14 protein-coding genes and 2 tRNA genes are annotated in these 14,938 nt (G+C 64.3%); 7 read left to right on the plus strand and 9 right to left on the minus strand.

Going from position 1 to position 14,938, the window contains the following annotated elements; all coding sequences use genetic code 11:
• Positions 1-76: 76 nt before the first annotated feature.
• Entirely contained in the window at positions 77-1,600 is a 1,524-nt protein-coding gene (gene pdxR, locus ACU5AY_RS12490; protein ID WP_446826462.1) for a MocR-like pyridoxine biosynthesis transcription factor PdxR, read from the plus strand.
• Between the two features lie 27 nt (positions 1,601-1,627).
• Here the strand turns inward: pdxR and ACU5AY_RS12495 are convergent, their stop codons facing one another.
• Together ACU5AY_RS12495 and ACU5AY_RS12500 are read right to left on the minus strand one after the other, a co-directional pair.
• Complete coding sequence (locus ACU5AY_RS12495) at positions 1,628-2,974, minus strand: GAF domain-containing protein (RefSeq protein ID WP_446826463.1); 1,347 nt, start codon at positions 2,972-2,974, stop codon at positions 1,628-1,630.
• The gene (locus ACU5AY_RS12500) at positions 2,971-3,444 is read right to left on the minus strand and encodes a hypothetical protein (RefSeq protein ID WP_446826464.1); all 474 of its coding nucleotides are present in this window, start codon (positions 3,442-3,444) and stop codon (positions 2,971-2,973) included. The genes ACU5AY_RS12495 and ACU5AY_RS12500 overlap by 4 nt, the downstream gene beginning before the upstream one ends.
• 211 nt (positions 3,445-3,655) lie before the next feature.
• Here ACU5AY_RS12500 and ACU5AY_RS12505 point away from each other — a divergent pair, with 211 nt between their 5' ends.
• Positions 3,656-4,363, plus strand: a complete 708-nt coding sequence (locus tag ACU5AY_RS12505; protein ID WP_446826465.1) for a hemerythrin domain-containing protein — start codon at positions 3,656-3,658, stop codon at positions 4,361-4,363.
• Between the two features lie 120 nt (positions 4,364-4,483).
• Positions 4,484-5,137 carry a YceI family protein gene (locus tag ACU5AY_RS12510; protein ID WP_446826466.1) on the plus strand — a complete coding sequence of 218 codons (654 nt, stop codon included), beginning with the start codon at positions 4,484-4,486 and terminating at the stop codon, positions 5,135-5,137.
• Between the two features lie 97 nt (positions 5,138-5,234).
• Here the strand turns inward: ACU5AY_RS12510 and ACU5AY_RS12515 are convergent.
• Positions 5,235-5,311, minus strand: a tRNA-Pro gene (locus ACU5AY_RS12515).
• A 210-nt stretch (positions 5,312-5,521) separates the two neighbouring features.
• On the opposite strand from ACU5AY_RS12515, the gene ACU5AY_RS12520 reads away from it, so the two are divergent.
• A complete protein-coding gene (locus ACU5AY_RS12520; RefSeq protein WP_446826467.1) occupies positions 5,522-5,860 on the plus strand; it encodes a hypothetical protein in 339 nt (112 codons plus the stop codon).
• 142 nt (positions 5,861-6,002) lie between these two features.
• Here ACU5AY_RS12520 and ACU5AY_RS12525 read toward each other — a convergent pair.
• A tRNA-Gln gene (locus ACU5AY_RS12525) sits at positions 6,003-6,077 on the minus strand.
• A gap of 180 nt (positions 6,078-6,257) precedes the next feature.
• Here ACU5AY_RS12525 and ACU5AY_RS12530 point away from each other — a divergent pair.
• Positions 6,258-6,554 carry a cupin domain-containing protein gene (locus tag ACU5AY_RS12530; RefSeq protein ID WP_446826468.1) on the plus strand — a complete coding sequence of 99 codons (297 nt, stop codon included), beginning with the start codon at positions 6,258-6,260 and terminating at the stop codon, positions 6,552-6,554.
• A 17-nt stretch (positions 6,555-6,571) separates the two neighbouring features.
• On the plus strand, positions 6,572-7,486 hold the full coding sequence (locus tag ACU5AY_RS12535) for an MBL fold metallo-hydrolase (protein ID WP_446826469.1): 915 nt from the start codon (positions 6,572-6,574) through the stop codon (positions 7,484-7,486).
• Between the two features lie 8 nt (positions 7,487-7,494).
• Here ACU5AY_RS12535 and ACU5AY_RS12540 read toward each other — a convergent pair whose 3' ends face one another.
• The 5 genes from ACU5AY_RS12540 to ACU5AY_RS12560 all read right to left on the minus strand — a co-directional run bounded on the left by ACU5AY_RS12540 (position 7,495) and on the right by ACU5AY_RS12560 (position 13,607).
• Entirely contained in the window at positions 7,495-8,373 is an 879-nt protein-coding gene (locus ACU5AY_RS12540; RefSeq protein ID WP_446826470.1) for a DUF1499 domain-containing protein, read from the minus strand.
• 106 nt (positions 8,374-8,479) lie between these two features.
• Positions 8,480-9,319 carry a hypothetical protein gene (locus ACU5AY_RS12545; protein ID WP_446826471.1) on the minus strand — a complete coding sequence of 280 codons (840 nt, stop codon included), beginning with the start codon at positions 9,317-9,319 and terminating at the stop codon, positions 8,480-8,482.
• Positions 9,316-9,912: a HupE/UreJ family protein gene (locus ACU5AY_RS12550; RefSeq protein WP_446825039.1), complete on the minus strand. Its 597-nt coding sequence runs from the start codon at positions 9,910-9,912 to the stop codon at positions 9,316-9,318. Before ACU5AY_RS12550 ends, ACU5AY_RS12545 begins: the two co-directional genes overlap by 4 nt.
• A 96-nt stretch (positions 9,913-10,008) precedes the next feature.
• Positions 10,009-12,678, minus strand: coding sequence for a pyruvate, phosphate dikinase (gene ppdK / locus ACU5AY_RS12555; RefSeq protein ID WP_446826472.1), 2,670 nt, complete (start codon positions 12,676-12,678; stop codon positions 10,009-10,011).
• Positions 12,679-12,809: 131 nt separating this feature from the next.
• Positions 12,810-13,607 carry a class I SAM-dependent methyltransferase gene (locus tag ACU5AY_RS12560; protein ID WP_446825041.1) on the minus strand — a complete coding sequence of 266 codons (798 nt, stop codon included), beginning with the start codon at positions 13,605-13,607 and terminating at the stop codon, positions 12,810-12,812.
• A 146-nt stretch (positions 13,608-13,753) separates the two neighbouring features.
• Between ACU5AY_RS12560 and ACU5AY_RS12565 the strand changes: the two genes are divergently transcribed.
• Positions 13,754-14,893: an ABC transporter substrate-binding protein gene (locus ACU5AY_RS12565; protein WP_446825930.1), complete on the plus strand. Its 1,140-nt coding sequence runs from the start codon at positions 13,754-13,756 to the stop codon at positions 14,891-14,893.
• The last annotated feature ends 45 nt before the right edge of the window (positions 14,894-14,938 follow it).

Raw genomic sequence — 14,938 nt, forward strand, 5'->3', positions numbered from 1 at the left:
TGATTGATCGGGGATGGTTATCAGTCCGAAAGAATGCTTTATACATGTCCAGAAATCGTAAAAATGACCAGTCCACTTGTCATGGTGGAGACACACCGGATGGAGGCATGCCATCGCCCGCACGATCGACGGCGCCAGCCTGGATGGCCTGATCCTCGATGCCGAGAGCACGCGGCCGCTCTACCTGCAGCTTTATGACGGCCTGCGGGAGATGATCCTGTCAGGAGCGATCCCAGGCGGCATGCGCATTCCCTCCTCCCGCGTCCTGTCACAAAGCCTCGGCGTGTCACGCTTCACGGTGGTGACGGCGCTCGACCAGCTGGTCGCGGAAGGCTATCTCAACTCCGCGCGCGGCAGCGGCACCTATGTCGAAACCGTGCCGCGTCGCCAGGCGGGCAAGCCCGGCCCGGTCCCGAAGAGCAAGGAGGACGGATCCGACCGGTTCGACAGGCTCTTGTCGCGACGCGGGCAGGCGCTGACCTGGCGGAACTCGCTGACGCTCAACGACGGTTCGCAGCACCTGCACATGGCGACGCCGGATCACCGGCTGTTTCCGGTCAACATCTGGTCACGCCTGACGAAGGAGGTTTTCGCGGAAGGCGACTTCCGCATCGTCAACTACCGCGAGATCTCGCAACCGACATTGCTGGAAGAGCAGATCGCCCGCCGCATCGCCGTCAGCCGTGGCATTCACTGCGAGCCGGAAGAGGTGGTGACGACGCTCGGCGGCCACCACGCCGTGACACTTCTGGTCGAACTGCTGCTCAATCCCGGCGACACCGTCGCCTTCGAGGAGCCTGGAATGGCGGCGATCCGCTCCGTCTTCCAGTCGTCCGGCTGCAAGATCGAGCCAATGCATGTCGACGCCTCCGGGCCGGACCCGCACACCGTCGCCAGCCGCGACGTCAAGCTCGCCTTCGTCACGGCCGCCAAGCAGCAGCCGATGACTATCGCCATGCCGCTGAAGCGCAAGCTCGAAATGCTGCACTGGGCGGCCGACCGGGACACGCTGATCATTGAGGACGATCTCGGCAGCGAGTTCCGCTATCGCGGCGGCCCCATTCCGCCGCTCAAAGCGCTCGACCAGGCCGGCCAGGTCATCTATGTCGGGGCCTTCAGCATGACGCTGCTGCAGTCGCTGCGGGTCGGCTACATGATCATGCCGCGGCCGCTTGCGGAAAAATGCCGGCGGCTGATCCAGGTCCGCTACCGGGCGCTGCCGCAATTCACGGAGCAGATCGTCGGGCGCATGATCGAGGACGGACACTACGTCCGCCACCTTCACCGGATGCGCCGCATCTACGCCAAGCGGCAGAACCGGCTTCTGCAGATCCTCAAGTCCGACTTTGCCGACATCTTCGAACCGCCGGAGTTCGCCTCCGGCTTCTACAATCTCTGCTACTACCGGGATCAGTCGATCGATGAAGACGCGGTATTGAACCGCTGCCGGGAGGCAAATCTCGGCGTCGAGCAGCTGTCCTATTACCATGCCGACCGGAAATCTCCGCGAAAGGCCCTGCTCGTCGGCTTCGCCGCCTCCAACGAGGACGAAATCGACCTCGGGACCCGGCTGCTGAAACGCTGCATCGAGCAGCGGTAGGCGGCCGTTCGCCGATCAGAAGCGGGTTCAAGCCTCCGTGACGGCGATCTGCGGATTGCCGTCGATCATCAGCCGGATCTGCCCGCGTTCGGGGCGCTCGATGCGCACCGGACCCCCGCGCTCTTCCAGCCGGCGGCGGAGCAGGATGAGACGCGTTTCCAGATTGTCCTTGAAATCGGGGAGATTGAAGGTGCGGTCGCGGCGGATTTCGCGGTTCGAAAACTCGGCCCGTCCCGTCTCCACATAGCTGCGGACGAAATGGTAGAGTAGCCGGCCCGGCACGCCGCGGATGACATAGTCGTTGTCGATGAAGACGCCGCCGTCGCGCGGGAAGTACTGGAAGCTGAACGCCTGCCCGGGACCGGCGCTTTCCGCCGGCGCCGCGCCGCGCCCGGCCGCTTCGCTGGCGGCATCGGAAAGCTCGAAGATCGCCAGGCCGGCGGCAATCTGGCGGGCGATGATTTCGAGCGCGGCCTCATGGGCGTGGGAAAAGGCGAAGCTCTCTTCGGACTCGGCGAAGACCACGCCCGAAAGCCGGCCGTTGGCAATCATCGGCACGGCGATCTGGCATTGCGCCTGTGCGATGGCCGGCATGGGAATGTCGTCCCTGTTCAACCCCGCGGCCAGGGCGACGGCCGAGACATAGCGCTGGCTGCGGCGCATGTCGGCGATGCGCACCGTCAGGCCGCGCTCGGCGGCCACCCCGATGATGCCGTCCCCGAAGGCGATTTCCGCGCCGAAGCCATAATGCGGATAGCCGCGGCTGGCGACGGTGGACAACTTGCGCCCTTCGCCGTCGGCAACCAGGATCATCGAGTGGCGAAAGCCGCAGCGCTCCTCGAGGATTTCCAGGCTGCGGTCGAGCAGCGTTTCGGGGTCAGCGATGGCCGAAAGCTCGGCGGTGGCGGCGGCCGCATGGGCCAGCCAGTCCCGGTCGGCGGCCGGCTTCTCCGGCGCGGTTTCAAGCGGGGCGACCGGATCGATGCGCCGGCAGCGTTCGACCCGATAGATGTCGACGGCGCGCAGCTTCAGCATGTGCGACTTGCCCTGCAGGCTCGCCATCACATCGAGCTGGGCGGAGATGCGGTCAAAAATCGGGCCCGACTGCGACGAACTGACGAAGACGAGATCGAGCACGTGCTGCAGGCCCATGCGGCCGTCGAGCACGACGACGGTCGCCCGGCCATTGGCCGCCACATTGGCGGCCGTCTTGGAGAAGAACTGGTTCGAAAGCGCCACATGCTCGCTGTCCACGTAGTAGACATGCGACAGGTAGGAAAGGTTCGGAATGCCGCTCGCATCCGTCGTGGCGATGACGGACGGCATGATGCCTTCGAAACTGTCGCGGATGGCTTCGAGCGGCACGCCGGTCATGACTGGCTCCGCTGCACCCGTTCGCCGGCCTCCGGACCGGGTGTCTGGATGAAGAGATCGACCGGCCAGAAGCGGATGGCGGCGAGATCGGCGTTCGAAAAGACGGTGGAAAGTTGCAATCGGCTCACCCCGAGCCCGGCCATGATCGCCAGCATCCGGTCGAGATAATCGCCGGCATGCGCCACCTGCCGTGCCGTCGCCATCTCCACGCCGGAGATGTTTCCCTTGACCTGCATGGAACGGTAATTGTCCGGCTGACAGACGGTCATGGCGATCGGGGCGCCCTTTTTCGCGTTGGCGAAAAAGTCCGGCCACTGGCTGGAGGACACGAGCAGCACGAGGTCGCCGGCGTCCGCGTCGAAATAGGCGCCGCAGCCGCGGCCGACATGGGCGCGCAGCGCCTCGTCGCGCGTGGCGGCGATCATCATCACATTGCCGGAAATGAACGCGGCGACATCTTCCTCAAGCATCGATCCCAAAGCCCTGCCCGATCCCCGAGCACCTGTTTACCACGGTTGCATCTCTCCGGCACGCACCACCCCCGGCGATAGGAAATATTTAGGAAGGTGCGGGCGCGCTTAGCAAGCTTTTAGGAAGCCCGGACGGGCAGCCACGGCTATCTGGTTGTTCCGCCGCACCGGCAGTCGGCGCGGCCCGAAACACACCTTCAAGGAACAGATCATGACCCATGCAGACACCATGGCGCACATCCCTGCGCTCAACGGACGCTACGATATCTACGGCAACATCCACAAGGGCCTTCGCCGCACGCAATGCCTGCTGCTCGCCCGGCTGGGCGCCAACGACTTCGGCAATGCCGAGACAACCGAAAAGCTGCTGGCCGACATGCGCCGGCTTCTCTCCATGGCCGCCGCCCATGTGAAGCACGAGGACACGGAAATCCATGCCGCACTCCACCGCCGCGGCGTCGAGACCGGCCTCGTCGACGAGCAGCATGACGATCACCGCGCCGCCTTCCAGGTGCTCGAAGACAAGATCGTCGCCGTCGAGACCGCCTCCGGCGCGGCGCGGGCGGAAGCCGGACGCGGACTCTATCTCGCCATGGCCGCCTATATCGCCGACGACTTCGCCCACATGCACGAGGAAGAGACCGTGCTCTGCCCGATCCTCTGGCAGACCTTTTCCGACGACGAGCTGCTCGGCATCGAGATGCGCATCATCAGCGCCCTGCCGCCGGAGGAAAACATGGCTTTCACGCGCATGATGCTGCCGGCGATGAACCCCGCGCAGCGGCGCATGATGGTCGGCGGTATGCAGCAGAGCCTGCCGCCGGAAATCTTCAACGCCATCGTCGAGTTCGCCATCCGCCCGGCGCTGACCGATGCGGATTTCCAGGCGCTGCGCACCGATGTCGGGCTTGCCGCATGAGCGCGCCGGCAGCCGCGAGACCCCTGTCCAACGGCTGCGACGCCGACCGTTGCCGGGATTGCGCCCGGCGCGGTCGAGCTTGCCGCAGCCTCTTTCCACTTACCTTCAAGGAGAATGACCATGACCATCAAATCCCTACTGAGCGCGATCCTGATCGCCTGCCCGGCCGCGGCCTTCGCCGCCGACGCCGCCCCGAGCGGACACTATGAACAGGACAGCCCGCATACCAGCGTGACCTGGCGGATCGACCATTTCGGCCTGTCGCATTTCACCGCCCGTTTCATCGATTCCAAGGCACGGCTCGACTGGAACAGCGAGAAGCCCGAACAATCGCGGCTGACCGTCGAAATCGACCCGATGCAGGTGCGGACGGACTTTCCGTTCCCCGAGGTCGAGGACTTCGACGCCAAGATCGGCGGCGATGCGGATTTCCTCGCCGGCTCCAAGATCCGCTTCGTCTCGACGAAGGTCGTCATCGATGGCGAGAAGACCGGTCGCGTCTTCGGCGACCTGACGCTGCGCGGGGAGACTCACCCGGCGGTGATGGACGTCACCTTCAACGGCTCGATGGCCGAACATCCGATCGAGAAGATCGCCAAGCTCGGCTTTTCCGGCCATCTCGTCGTCAAGCGCTCGCAATGGGGGCTGAACTTTGCAATTCCGGCGCTTGGCGACGACATCGACGTCGCGATCGAAACCGAATTCAAGCCGGCAAAACCGAAGCGTCAGGCCTTCCTGCCGGAGGTTGTGCGCCGCAAAAGCGTCATTGACTAGGTCGGGGACGATAACGGGAAAATGCGCGCGCCGCTGGCCTTCGCGAGATGGCCGGCGGCCGGACATGAAAAAAGCCCGCTTTCGCGGGCTTTTCGGCTGGTCGGAGTGGAGTGATTCGAACACTCGACCCCCTCGTCCCGAACGAGGTGCGCTACCAGGCTGCGCTACACTCCGTGACCAGCGGCGCCTCTATAGACCAGCAATTTTGATTGCACAAGCGCCCTGACGACATTTTTGCGAAGGAATTTCAAAGCGGCCGAAACGGGGCGTTTTCGTGTCACAAATTTTTCCTGTGTGCCGTCAACCACACAAACACGCTCCGCAAAACCTGCTAAGGGACACATCACCGATTGAACCGGACTTCAAACCACAGGACCATATTCCATGCGCGTTCGCATCCTTGCCGCCGCTCTGATGACTGCAACCCTTTCCGCCTGCGCCACCACGGGGGCGGCCACCCCGATCGAAGCCGCCTGGAACGGCAAGGAAGCCGGCAAGTTCTTCGCCGCCTACGGCCCGCCCTCCTCCGACCGTTCCGAAGCAGGCCTGACCGTCTACAACTGGACCGGCGGCTACAAGACCGTGAAGGGCCGTTCCTACCGCTGCTCGGCCGTCATCAGTGTCGACAAGAGCTACACCATCCGCTCGATCCGTGTCCTCGGCGACCGCCCCGGCGTCAACGGCCCGTCCTACTGCGAGGAACTGCTGGTCGGTTCGAACTGAGGAAGCGGGCTGAGAGGCCTGTCTGATTTGATACTGGCCCGCCGGGGAAGCTCGGCGGGATCATGGATCGCCCCACAGGACGCAAGGCGCGCCTGCATGTGAGCCGACGCTGGAAACCGATACGTAAAAGTCTGAAAAACGGTGGCTGGGGTGCCTGGATTCGAACCAGGGAATGGCGGTACCAAAAACCGCTGCCTTACCGCTTGGCTACACCCCAACAGATCCGTGACGCGCACATGACTGCGAAGCGGTGACGGGCTATTAGCAAGAAGCGGCGACGGCGGCAACGGTTGATGACGGCTGCTTCCGCATTTTCTTTTCAACAGAATTCATTGGTCTATCAGCGGCGCGCTTGCTACGCCTTCGGGAGCAAGATCAGCCCACACCGGAGCCTCCCATGTCGACATTCCGCGCCAGACCGCCTGCCGTTCCGACCGTCCTTCTCGACGATGCCGTCGTGCGCGTGACGCGCTGGGACTTCGAGCCGGGGGCCGATACCGGCCATCACGTGCACGGCATGGGCTATGTGGTGGTGCCGATGACCGACTGCCATTTCCTGATCGAGGACAAGGACGGCGAACGGCGCGTCTCCTCGAAGGCCGGCGAAGTCTACCGGCGTGAAGCGGGCGTCGAGCACAATGTCGTCAATGGCGGCGAGAGCCCGATGTCCTTCATCGAGATCGAGTACAAGTAGCGGATCATAGAGGGACAATGGCAAGCGACGACATCTCCTTCGACCGCGCCTTCGAGCCTGCCTATGGCCGGGCGGTCGATGTCGCGCCCGGCGTCCAGCGGCTGACGGTCAACAATCCGAGCCCGTTCACCTTCCACGGCACGAACAGCTATATCGTCGGCGAGAAGTCGGTGGCGGTGATCGATCCGGGCCCGGAGGACGAGGCGCATTTTGAGGCGCTGATGGCGGCGCTTTCCGGCCGCGAGGTGACCCATATTTTCGTCAGCCATACCCATCGCGACCACTCGCCGCTGACACGGCGGCTGAAAGCGGCGACCGGAGCGCAGGTGGTGGCGGAGGGACCGCACCGCCCTGCCCGGCCGCTTTATGCCGGCGAAACGAACCCGTTTGCCGAAAGCTCGGACACCGATTTCGTCCCCGACCGGGCGCTTGCCGACGGCGAGACGGTGACGGGCGACGGCTGGAGCCTGACCGCCGTCCTGACGCCCGGCCATACCGCCAACCACGCGGCCTTCGCGCTCGACGGCACCGGCATCCTGTTTTCCGCCGACCACGTGATGGCCTGGGCGACCTCCATCGTCGCGCCGCCGGACGGCAGCATGGCCGACTACATGGCCTCGCTCGAGACGCTTCTGGCCCGCGACGACGCGCTCTACCTGCCCGGCCATGGCGGGCCGGTGCGCGAGCCGAGAAGCTTCGTGCGCGGCATGAGGACTCACCGCCGCATGCGCGAGCGCGCCATCCTGGAGCGGCTGAAGGCCGGCGACAGGCAGATCGCCGAGATGGTGAAGGTCATCTACCGTGAGACCGATCCGCGCCTGCATGGCGCCGCGGCGCTGTCGGTGCTGTCGCATCTGGAAGAGATGATCGAAAAGGGCGCAGTCACCACGGACGGCCCGCCACGGCTGACGGGCGTCTACCATCCCGCCTGAGGCTCGGACTATTTCGCGGCGATACCCAAGAGATCGGCGTCGAGGGCGCGCAGGAAACTGTCGGTGATGCGCGCGCCGTAGCCGAGGTCGTGCGGCCCGTAGCGCGACATGGTGCGCACATCGACGATGGTGGTGTCGAAATCCTCGCGCAGGCGGATCATCACATCGAAGGGAAAGCCGAAGACCAGCGTGCGCACGGAGCCCTGCAGCAGCACGTCCGGCGGGCGCAGCGCGGCGATGCCGGCGTCATCGCCGGAGGGCTCGGGGCGCGGCGACGGAATGGGCACGGCCGGCGTTTCCGGCTGGTCCGATGATGGCGGCGCGAAATCGGTGCCCTTGGTGGCGACGATCTCGATGCGCTCGGCGCTGGCGACCCGCATCACCGCTTCCTGGACACGGTCGAGCGCGCCTTCGTAGCGGCGGCCGTTGAGGCCGGGATAGGCGGCGATCTGCAACGTGCGGTCGCGGACGAAATCCTCCGGCGGGCGCGGCAGGGTCAGCTGGTTGGCCTCAGGCGGCTTCAGCCAGGGGATTTCCTCGACCAGCTCGGTCTGCACGTCGTAGATCGGCGGCAGCGTCACATAGGCGTAGCTTGCAGCACCTGCAGCAGCCAGCGGCAGGGCGGCATAGAGAAGCGCCTTGGCCGAGGCGACGCCGCCCTTGGCGCCCCAGTACCACAGCCGCACGAAGCCGATGGCGGCGAGCAGCACGGCGATCAGCGCCGCGGCCGCGCTCAGCATGGCGAGGAAGACGAAGTTCGGTGTCAGGATGAAGCCGAAGCGATGCAGCACGGCGACGACGACGAACAGCAGCAGGGCGAAACGGGCGACGCGCAGCGCGAGGCGCGCCGAATAGGATTGTGGCCGGTCGAAGCGGACTGTCTTCAAAGAATTCCCTGCCTTTTCCCCATTCCAAGCCGAACCGGCTTCAACCCCTGCTCCCGCAAAGTCTTAGAATTTCAACGGCAAACAGGCAAGCGCGACGGGCGACGGATCACTCCTCCGGCGCGATGTCATCCGCAGCGGACGGATCGAGCGGCACCTGCAGCGTCTGGAAGGCCGGATTTTCCACGTCACCCGGCGTCGGCAGCTGCGGCGCCGGCAGCTTGGCGCCGAGTTCCGGGGCGTACATGGCGGCAAGCTCGATGATGCCGATGACGATCAGCCAGCTGCCGATGATGCGGCCGGCAATGCGGATCCACGGGCCGGGAAACTGCCGCAGGAGAAAGGCGGGCGCGAGGATCATCCACAGGGCGGTCAGCACCGCGCCCATGGCGAACTGGAAGACGCTGGTGCCGAAATCATCGAGCCCGATGAACAGCGACAGGGAAAAGGCGATGATGGCGGCAGACGCGACGGCGAACGGAAAGCGCCGCTCGCTCGGCAGCCACATCACCGCGCCGGAAATCATCAGGGCCAAGGGTGCTACGAGAAACAGATAGCCGGATGCGCCCGTCGACTGGATCAGACTGAAGATCGGCGGGAAGAAGCTCAGCATGACGACAAGCACGCCGAAGAAGGTGAGCGCGATGCGGGCGAACTGCCGCGTCGTTGCCTGCGCGCAGACGACGGCAAGGCCGATCATCGCCAGGACGAGGTCGTAGACGGAGAAGGTGAAGAGGAAGCCGAGCTCGGTGAAGCCGTATTCGTGCGGGAAAACCTGCGAGAAGAACAGCAGTACGAAGCCGATGCCGAGGAAGCCGGCGGAGAAGCGGAAGCCGTCGCGCTGGTGCCAGGCCTTTTGCGGAATGGCGGGCATGGGCGCGGAGAGCTTCGGCCTAGGTTTCTTCGCCGGCCGGTTCTGGCTGCCCTTGCTGGTTCGTCGTGCACTCATGCGAGAAGATAATAGATGCCGGCGAGCGCGATCAAGGCACCGCCGAGACGGATGATGAGGCCGTCATAATACCGGCCGAGCAGCAGACCGATGCCGACGCCGGCGACGTGGATGAGGCCGGTCGAGACCACGAAGCCGACCGCGTAGGCCGCGGGATCGGCGGCGGCCGGCAGGAAACGGCCGTGGGCATAGCCGTGGAAGATGGCGAAGAAGGCGATGATGATGATGGCGACCGCTTCCGGCGCCTTCCAGCGTAGCGCGATGACACCACCGAGCACGATCAGCGAAATGGCGATCGCCATGACGACGATGTTGTCCGGCACGAGGCCCATCATGCCGAGCACGCCGCCGACGCACATGATCATCGGGAAGGTCGCCGGCAGGGTCCAGACCGAACGTCCGCCCATCTGCGCGCCCCAGAGGCCGACGGCCAGCATCGCCAGGAAATGGTCGCCGCCAAGTAGCGGATGTTCGAAGCCGCTGCCGAAACCGCCCATCGGCCCACCAAGCTGGTGGGCGGAGGCGGTCGTCGCCAGGGTCATGAGGACGACTAGCGGGAAAGCGCCTTGGCTGACCAGTCTTCGAAAATTCATGAGATCGGCAATTCCTCGATTCGCTCGGGGCATCATAGCGACATGGATACGCAATCAAAGGCCGGTTTCAACCGGTCACTTTTCATGACGCATCCCTCACCCCCGCTTCACCCGGATCGCCGCCTGCGCTGCGGCGAGCCTTGCGATCGGCACGCGGAAGGGCGAGCAGGAGACGTAATCGAGGCCGATCGTCTCGCAGAAATGGATCGAGACCGGGTCGCCGCCATGCTCGCCGCAGATGCCGAGCTTCATGTCGGGTCTCGTCTTGCGGCCGCGCTCGGAGGCGAGCTTCATCAGTTCGCCGACGCCGTCGAGGTCGATCGAGATGAACGGATCGTGGTCGATCACGCCCTTGCGCTGGTAGGTATTCAAGAAGGCGGCGGCATCGTCGCGGGATATGCCGAAGGTCGTCTGCGTCAGGTCGTTGGTGCCGAAAGAGAAGAATTCGGCGGCCTCGGCGATCTCATGGGCGCGAAGCGCGGCGCGCGGCAGCTCGATCATGGTGCCGACGAGATAGGAAAGCTCGGTGCCGCTTTCGGTGATGACGGCACGGGCGATCGCATCGATGCGGTCCTTGACGTAGTCGAGTTCGGCGCGAAGGCCGACCAGCGGCACCATGATTTCCGGCACGACCGGCGCGCCGGTCTCGACGGCGGCGACGACGGCGGCCTCGAAGATGGCGCGGGCCTGCATCTCGACGATTTCCGGGTGCGAGATCGCCAGACGGCAGCCGCGATGGCCGAGCATCGGGTTGAACTCGTGCAGGGCGTCGATGCGCTCGCGCATGGTGATGGCATCCATGCCCATGGCGGCGGCGACCTCTGCCACCTCCTCGTCGTTCTTCGGCAGGAACTCGTGCAAAGGCGGATCGAGCAGGCGGATCGTGACCGGCATGCCGTGCATGATGGTGAAAAGCTCGGTGAAGTCGGAGCGCTGCATCGGCAGGAGCTTGTCGAGCGCGGCCTGCCGGCCCTCGACGCTTTCGGCGAGGATCATCTCGCGCATGGCGTGGATGCGGTCGCCTTCGAAGAACATGTGTTCGGTGCGGCAGAGGCCGATGCCCTCGGCGCCGAAGGAACGGGCAGAGTGGGCGTCGGTCGGGGTGTCGGCATTGGTGCGCACCGTCATGCGGCGCACGCTGTCGGCCCAGCCCATGATGCGGCCGAAATCGCCGGAGAGTTCCGGCTGCAGCGTCGGCACGGAGCCGCGCATGACATGGCCGGACGAACCGTCGATGGTGATCACGTCGCCGCGCTTCAGGACGACGCCGAGCCCGAGCAGCACCTCGTTGCGCATGTCGACGCGCATGGTGCCGGCGCCGGTGACGCAGGGAATGCCCATGCCGCGGGCAACCACCGCCGCATGGCTGGTCATGCCGCCACGCGTCGTCAGGATGCCTTCGGCGACATGCATGCCGTGAATGTCTTCCGGGCTGGTCTCGACCCGCACAAGAATGACCTTGCGGCCCTCGTTCTGGGCGGCGACGGCTTCCTCGGCGGAGAAGACGATCTCGCCCGTTGCAGCCCCCGGAGACGCGGGGAGACCGGAGCCGATCACCGGCGCGTTGGCGCGCGGATCGACGGTCGGGTGCAGCAGCTGGTCGAGCGACGACGGTTCGACGCGCATGATCGCTTCGTCGAGGTCGATCACGCCTTCGTCGACCATGTCGACGGCGATCTTCATGCCGGCCTTGGCGGTGCGCTTGCCGGAGCGGGTCTGCAGCATCCACAGCTTGCCGCGCTCGATGGTGAATTCCAGGTCCTGCATGTCGCAGTAGTGTTCCTCGAGCCGGGTGGCGATGGCGCTCAGCTCCGCGAACGCCTCTGGCATCAGCTTTTCGAGCGACGGCTTGTCCATGCCGGAGGCGATGCGGCCGGCCTCGGTGATGCTCTGCGGGGTGCGGATGCCGGCCACAACATCCTCGCCCTGGGCATTCACCAGGAACTCGCCATAGAGCATCTTTTCGCCGGTCGAGGGATTGCGGGTGAAGGCGACGCCGGTCGCCGACGCATTGCCAAGATTGCCGAACACCATCGACTGGACGTTGACCGCCGTGCCCCAGGCTTCCGGAATGTCGTGCAGATGCCGGTAGGTGACGGCGCGCGGGTTCATCCAGCTCTTGAAGACGGCGGCGACGGCGCCCCAGAGCTGCTCCACCGGGTCCTGCGGAAAGGGTTCGCCGAGCTCGTCCTCGATCAGCGTCTTGTAGCGCGCCACGATGGTCTGCCATTCGACGGCGGTGATATCCGTGTCGTTCTCGATGCCGAGCCGGCCCTTTTCCTCTTCGAGGATGTCCTCGAAGAAGTCGTGATCGAGGCCCATCACCACGTCGGCATACATCTGGATGAAGCGGCGGTAGCTGTCCCAGGCGAAACGGGCGTCGCCGGCGTCGTGGCCGAGCGCCTGCACGGTCTCGTCATTCAGGCCGAGGTTGAGGACGGTGTCCATCATGCCGGGCATGGAGACCCGCGCGCCGGAGCGCACCGAAAGCAGAAGCGGACGCTCGGAGCCTGCGAACTTGCGGCCCGTGTCGGCCTCTATGGCGGCGAGCGCCTCGAGAACCTGGCCGGCGAGTGCTTCCGGCAGCGTATGACCGTTTTCGTAGAACCAGGCACAGGCGTCCGCGACGATCGTCATGCCGGGCGGCACCGGCAATCCCAGACTTGCCATCTCTGCCAGATTGGCGCCCTTGCCCCCCAGCAGATCGCGATCAGACGCTCCCCCCTCGGCCTTTCCGTTCCCGAACGTGTAGACCCACTTCGTCATTCCCATTTGCCTTTTGTCATTTTAAGCCGGAGCCTAATGCATTCGACTCCAAATGAAAAATCAAAACTGTGGCACAATGGTGCATCGCACAAAAAATGTTTCAGCGGTGCGACAGAAAGGTCCGCGGGCGATCAGTCCTTCGGCTTTATGGCGAGGATGGCATAGCGGTGCTGGGTGCTACGCTCGAGGCCTTTCAGGAACGAGAAATTGGCGGCCTGGGCGCGGTGGATGGGCCGCATCCCATGATCGGCCTTGACCGGGGAAAACCCGGCTTCGGCGAGCAGGGCGGCGACGGCATCAGCTCTCGCGCCTTCGGAAAAATGGACGCGCGACAGGATGCTGCGATGGGTCTTCATCATCTCGGCGCTGCGCACCGCGCCGTGGCCGTCCTGCGGACCGTTGAGCTTCGTCGCCAGCCATGAGGCGAAGCGTGCGACCAGGCCCTTGTTGACGAAGTCGCCATCGATGACGAGCAGCTTGCCGCCGGGTTTGAGCACGCGGAACCACTCGCGGAACGCTGCCTGGGGATCGACAAGCGTCCAGACGAGGTGGCGGTTGATGATGACATCGTAGCTTGCATCCTGCTCCATCGTGTTCTCGGCATCGCCGACAACGAAACGGATGCGGCGCTTGCGGCTTGCGGCCTTGGCGCGGGCCTTCTCCAGCATCGTTTCCGACCAGTCCATGCCGGTGACCTCGAAGCCAAGATCGTCCATCAGATGCGAGACGACGGCTGTGCCACAGGCAAGGTCGAGGGCCTTGCGGCCACGGCCCTCGCCGAGATGTCTGCGGATCAGGTTGTGCCAGGCGGCGCGCTCGGCCTCGGAGAAAATCTCATGGCCTGGCTGGTCATCGAAGGTCGCCGCCCGTTCGGACCAGTAAGCCTTTATTTCATCACGCAAATCGAAGTTTGCAAGCGCGTCCGTCATCGTCTCTTCCAGTGGCTGCAAGCGGCAGTTTAGAACCGCTCCAAAAGATATTTCTTGACCAAATTTATCATCTTAAATATGGCGAAACTTGAGCCTGATTATCAGCATTGATTTTTAAGGTCCAGCACAATTCCGGAGAGGAAATGATGAAATTATTGAGCCGCTCGGCGCTTGCCGCGACCCTCTACGCCACGCTTTCCACGAGCTTCGCCTTTGCCGGCGACATGACGACCCTCACAGACATCACCGGCCGCAAGGTCGAGGTCTCCGTTCCGGTGGAGCGGGTCATTCTGGGCGAAGGCCGGCAGATCTATTTCACCGCGGCACTCGACACGGACGCCCCGTTCAAGCGCGTCGTCGGCTGGCGTGACGATTTCAAGAAGGCCGATCTCGACGGCTACAACGAATACCTCCGCCAGTATCCGGAGATGGACAAGCTGCCGACCTTCGGCGGCATCAAGGACGGCACGTTCGACATTGAACAGGCCGTGGCGCTGCGTCCCGATGTCATCATCATGAACATCGACGCGAAGGCAGCCACCGAGGAAGCCGGCTACATCGAAAAGCTCGCCAAGGTCGGCATTCCGGTCGTCTACGTCGACTTCCGCGAGAAGCCGATGGAAAACACCGAGCCGAGCATGCGCCTGATCGGCAAGCTCTACGGCAAGGAAGACCGCGCCGAGGACTTCATCAAGTTCCGCGAAGAAGAAATCGCCAAGGTGACCGACGTTCTCGCCGCCCATCCGGACGAGAAGAAGCCGGTGGTCTTCATGGAACGCGCCGGCGGCTATTCCGACGATTGCTGCATGTCCTTCGGCGACGAGAATTTCGGCAAGATGGTCGAGATCGCCGGTGGCATCAACATGGCGAAGGACATCATTCCCGGCACGTTCGGCACGGTCAATCCGGAGCAGATCATCGCATCCGATCCCGACCAGGTGATCGTCACCGGCGCCAACTGGGAACTCTACGTTCCGGGCGGCAACTGGGTCGGCCTCGGCGCCGGCGCGGACCAGAAGGAAGCGGCACGAAAGCTTTCCGCCCTGATGGACCGCCCGGGCTTCACCGGCATCAAGGCGGTGAAGGAAGGCAATGTCCACGCCATCTGGCACCAGTTCTACAACAATCCCTATCAGTTCGTGGCCATCCAGCAGATCGCCAAGTGGCTGCATCCGGACCTCTTCAAGGACCTCGACCCGGACGCGACCTTCTCCGAACTGCACAAGCGTTTCCTGCCCGTCCCGTATGAGAGCGGATACTTCGTGTCCGTGAACTACGGCGGCTGACAAGACGATCACCCGGCGGGAACCCCATCCCGCCGGGTTCATTTT

The organism is Rhizobium sp. PAMB 3174 (assembly GCF_052908375.1).

Excerpts from the sequence above, each read along its gene's own strand:
- ACU5AY_RS12495 (WP_446826463.1), bottom strand. The coding sequence starts at position 2,974 with ATGACCGGCGTGCCGCTCGAAGCCATCCGCGACAGTTTCGAAGGCATC.
- ACU5AY_RS12500 (WP_446826464.1), bottom strand. The coding sequence starts at position 3,444 with ATGCTTGAGGAAGATGTCGCCGCGTTCATTTCCGGCAATGTGATGATG.
- ACU5AY_RS12505 (WP_446826465.1), top strand. The coding sequence starts at position 3,656 with ATGACCCATGCAGACACCATGGCGCACATCCCTGCGCTCAACGGACGC.
- ACU5AY_RS12510 (WP_446826466.1), top strand. The coding sequence starts at position 4,484 with ATGACCATCAAATCCCTACTGAGCGCGATCCTGATCGCCTGCCCGGCC.
- ACU5AY_RS12520 (WP_446826467.1), top strand. The coding sequence starts at position 5,522 with ATGCGCGTTCGCATCCTTGCCGCCGCTCTGATGACTGCAACCCTTTCC.
- ACU5AY_RS12530 (WP_446826468.1), top strand. The coding sequence starts at position 6,258 with ATGTCGACATTCCGCGCCAGACCGCCTGCCGTTCCGACCGTCCTTCTC.
- ACU5AY_RS12535 (WP_446826469.1), top strand. The coding sequence starts at position 6,572 with ATGGCAAGCGACGACATCTCCTTCGACCGCGCCTTCGAGCCTGCCTAT.
- ACU5AY_RS12545 (WP_446826471.1), bottom strand. The coding sequence starts at position 9,319 with ATGAGTGCACGACGAACCAGCAAGGGCAGCCAGAACCGGCCGGCGAAG.
- ACU5AY_RS12550 (WP_446825039.1), bottom strand. The coding sequence starts at position 9,912 with ATGAATTTTCGAAGACTGGTCAGCCAAGGCGCTTTCCCGCTAGTCGTC.
- ppdK (WP_446826472.1), bottom strand. The coding sequence starts at position 12,678 with ATGACGAAGTGGGTCTACACGTTCGGGAACGGAAAGGCCGAGGGGGGA.
- ACU5AY_RS12560 (WP_446825041.1), bottom strand. The coding sequence starts at position 13,607 with ATGACGGACGCGCTTGCAAACTTCGATTTGCGTGATGAAATAAAGGCT.
- ACU5AY_RS12565 (WP_446825930.1), top strand. The coding sequence starts at position 13,754 with ATGAAATTATTGAGCCGCTCGGCGCTTGCCGCGACCCTCTACGCCACG.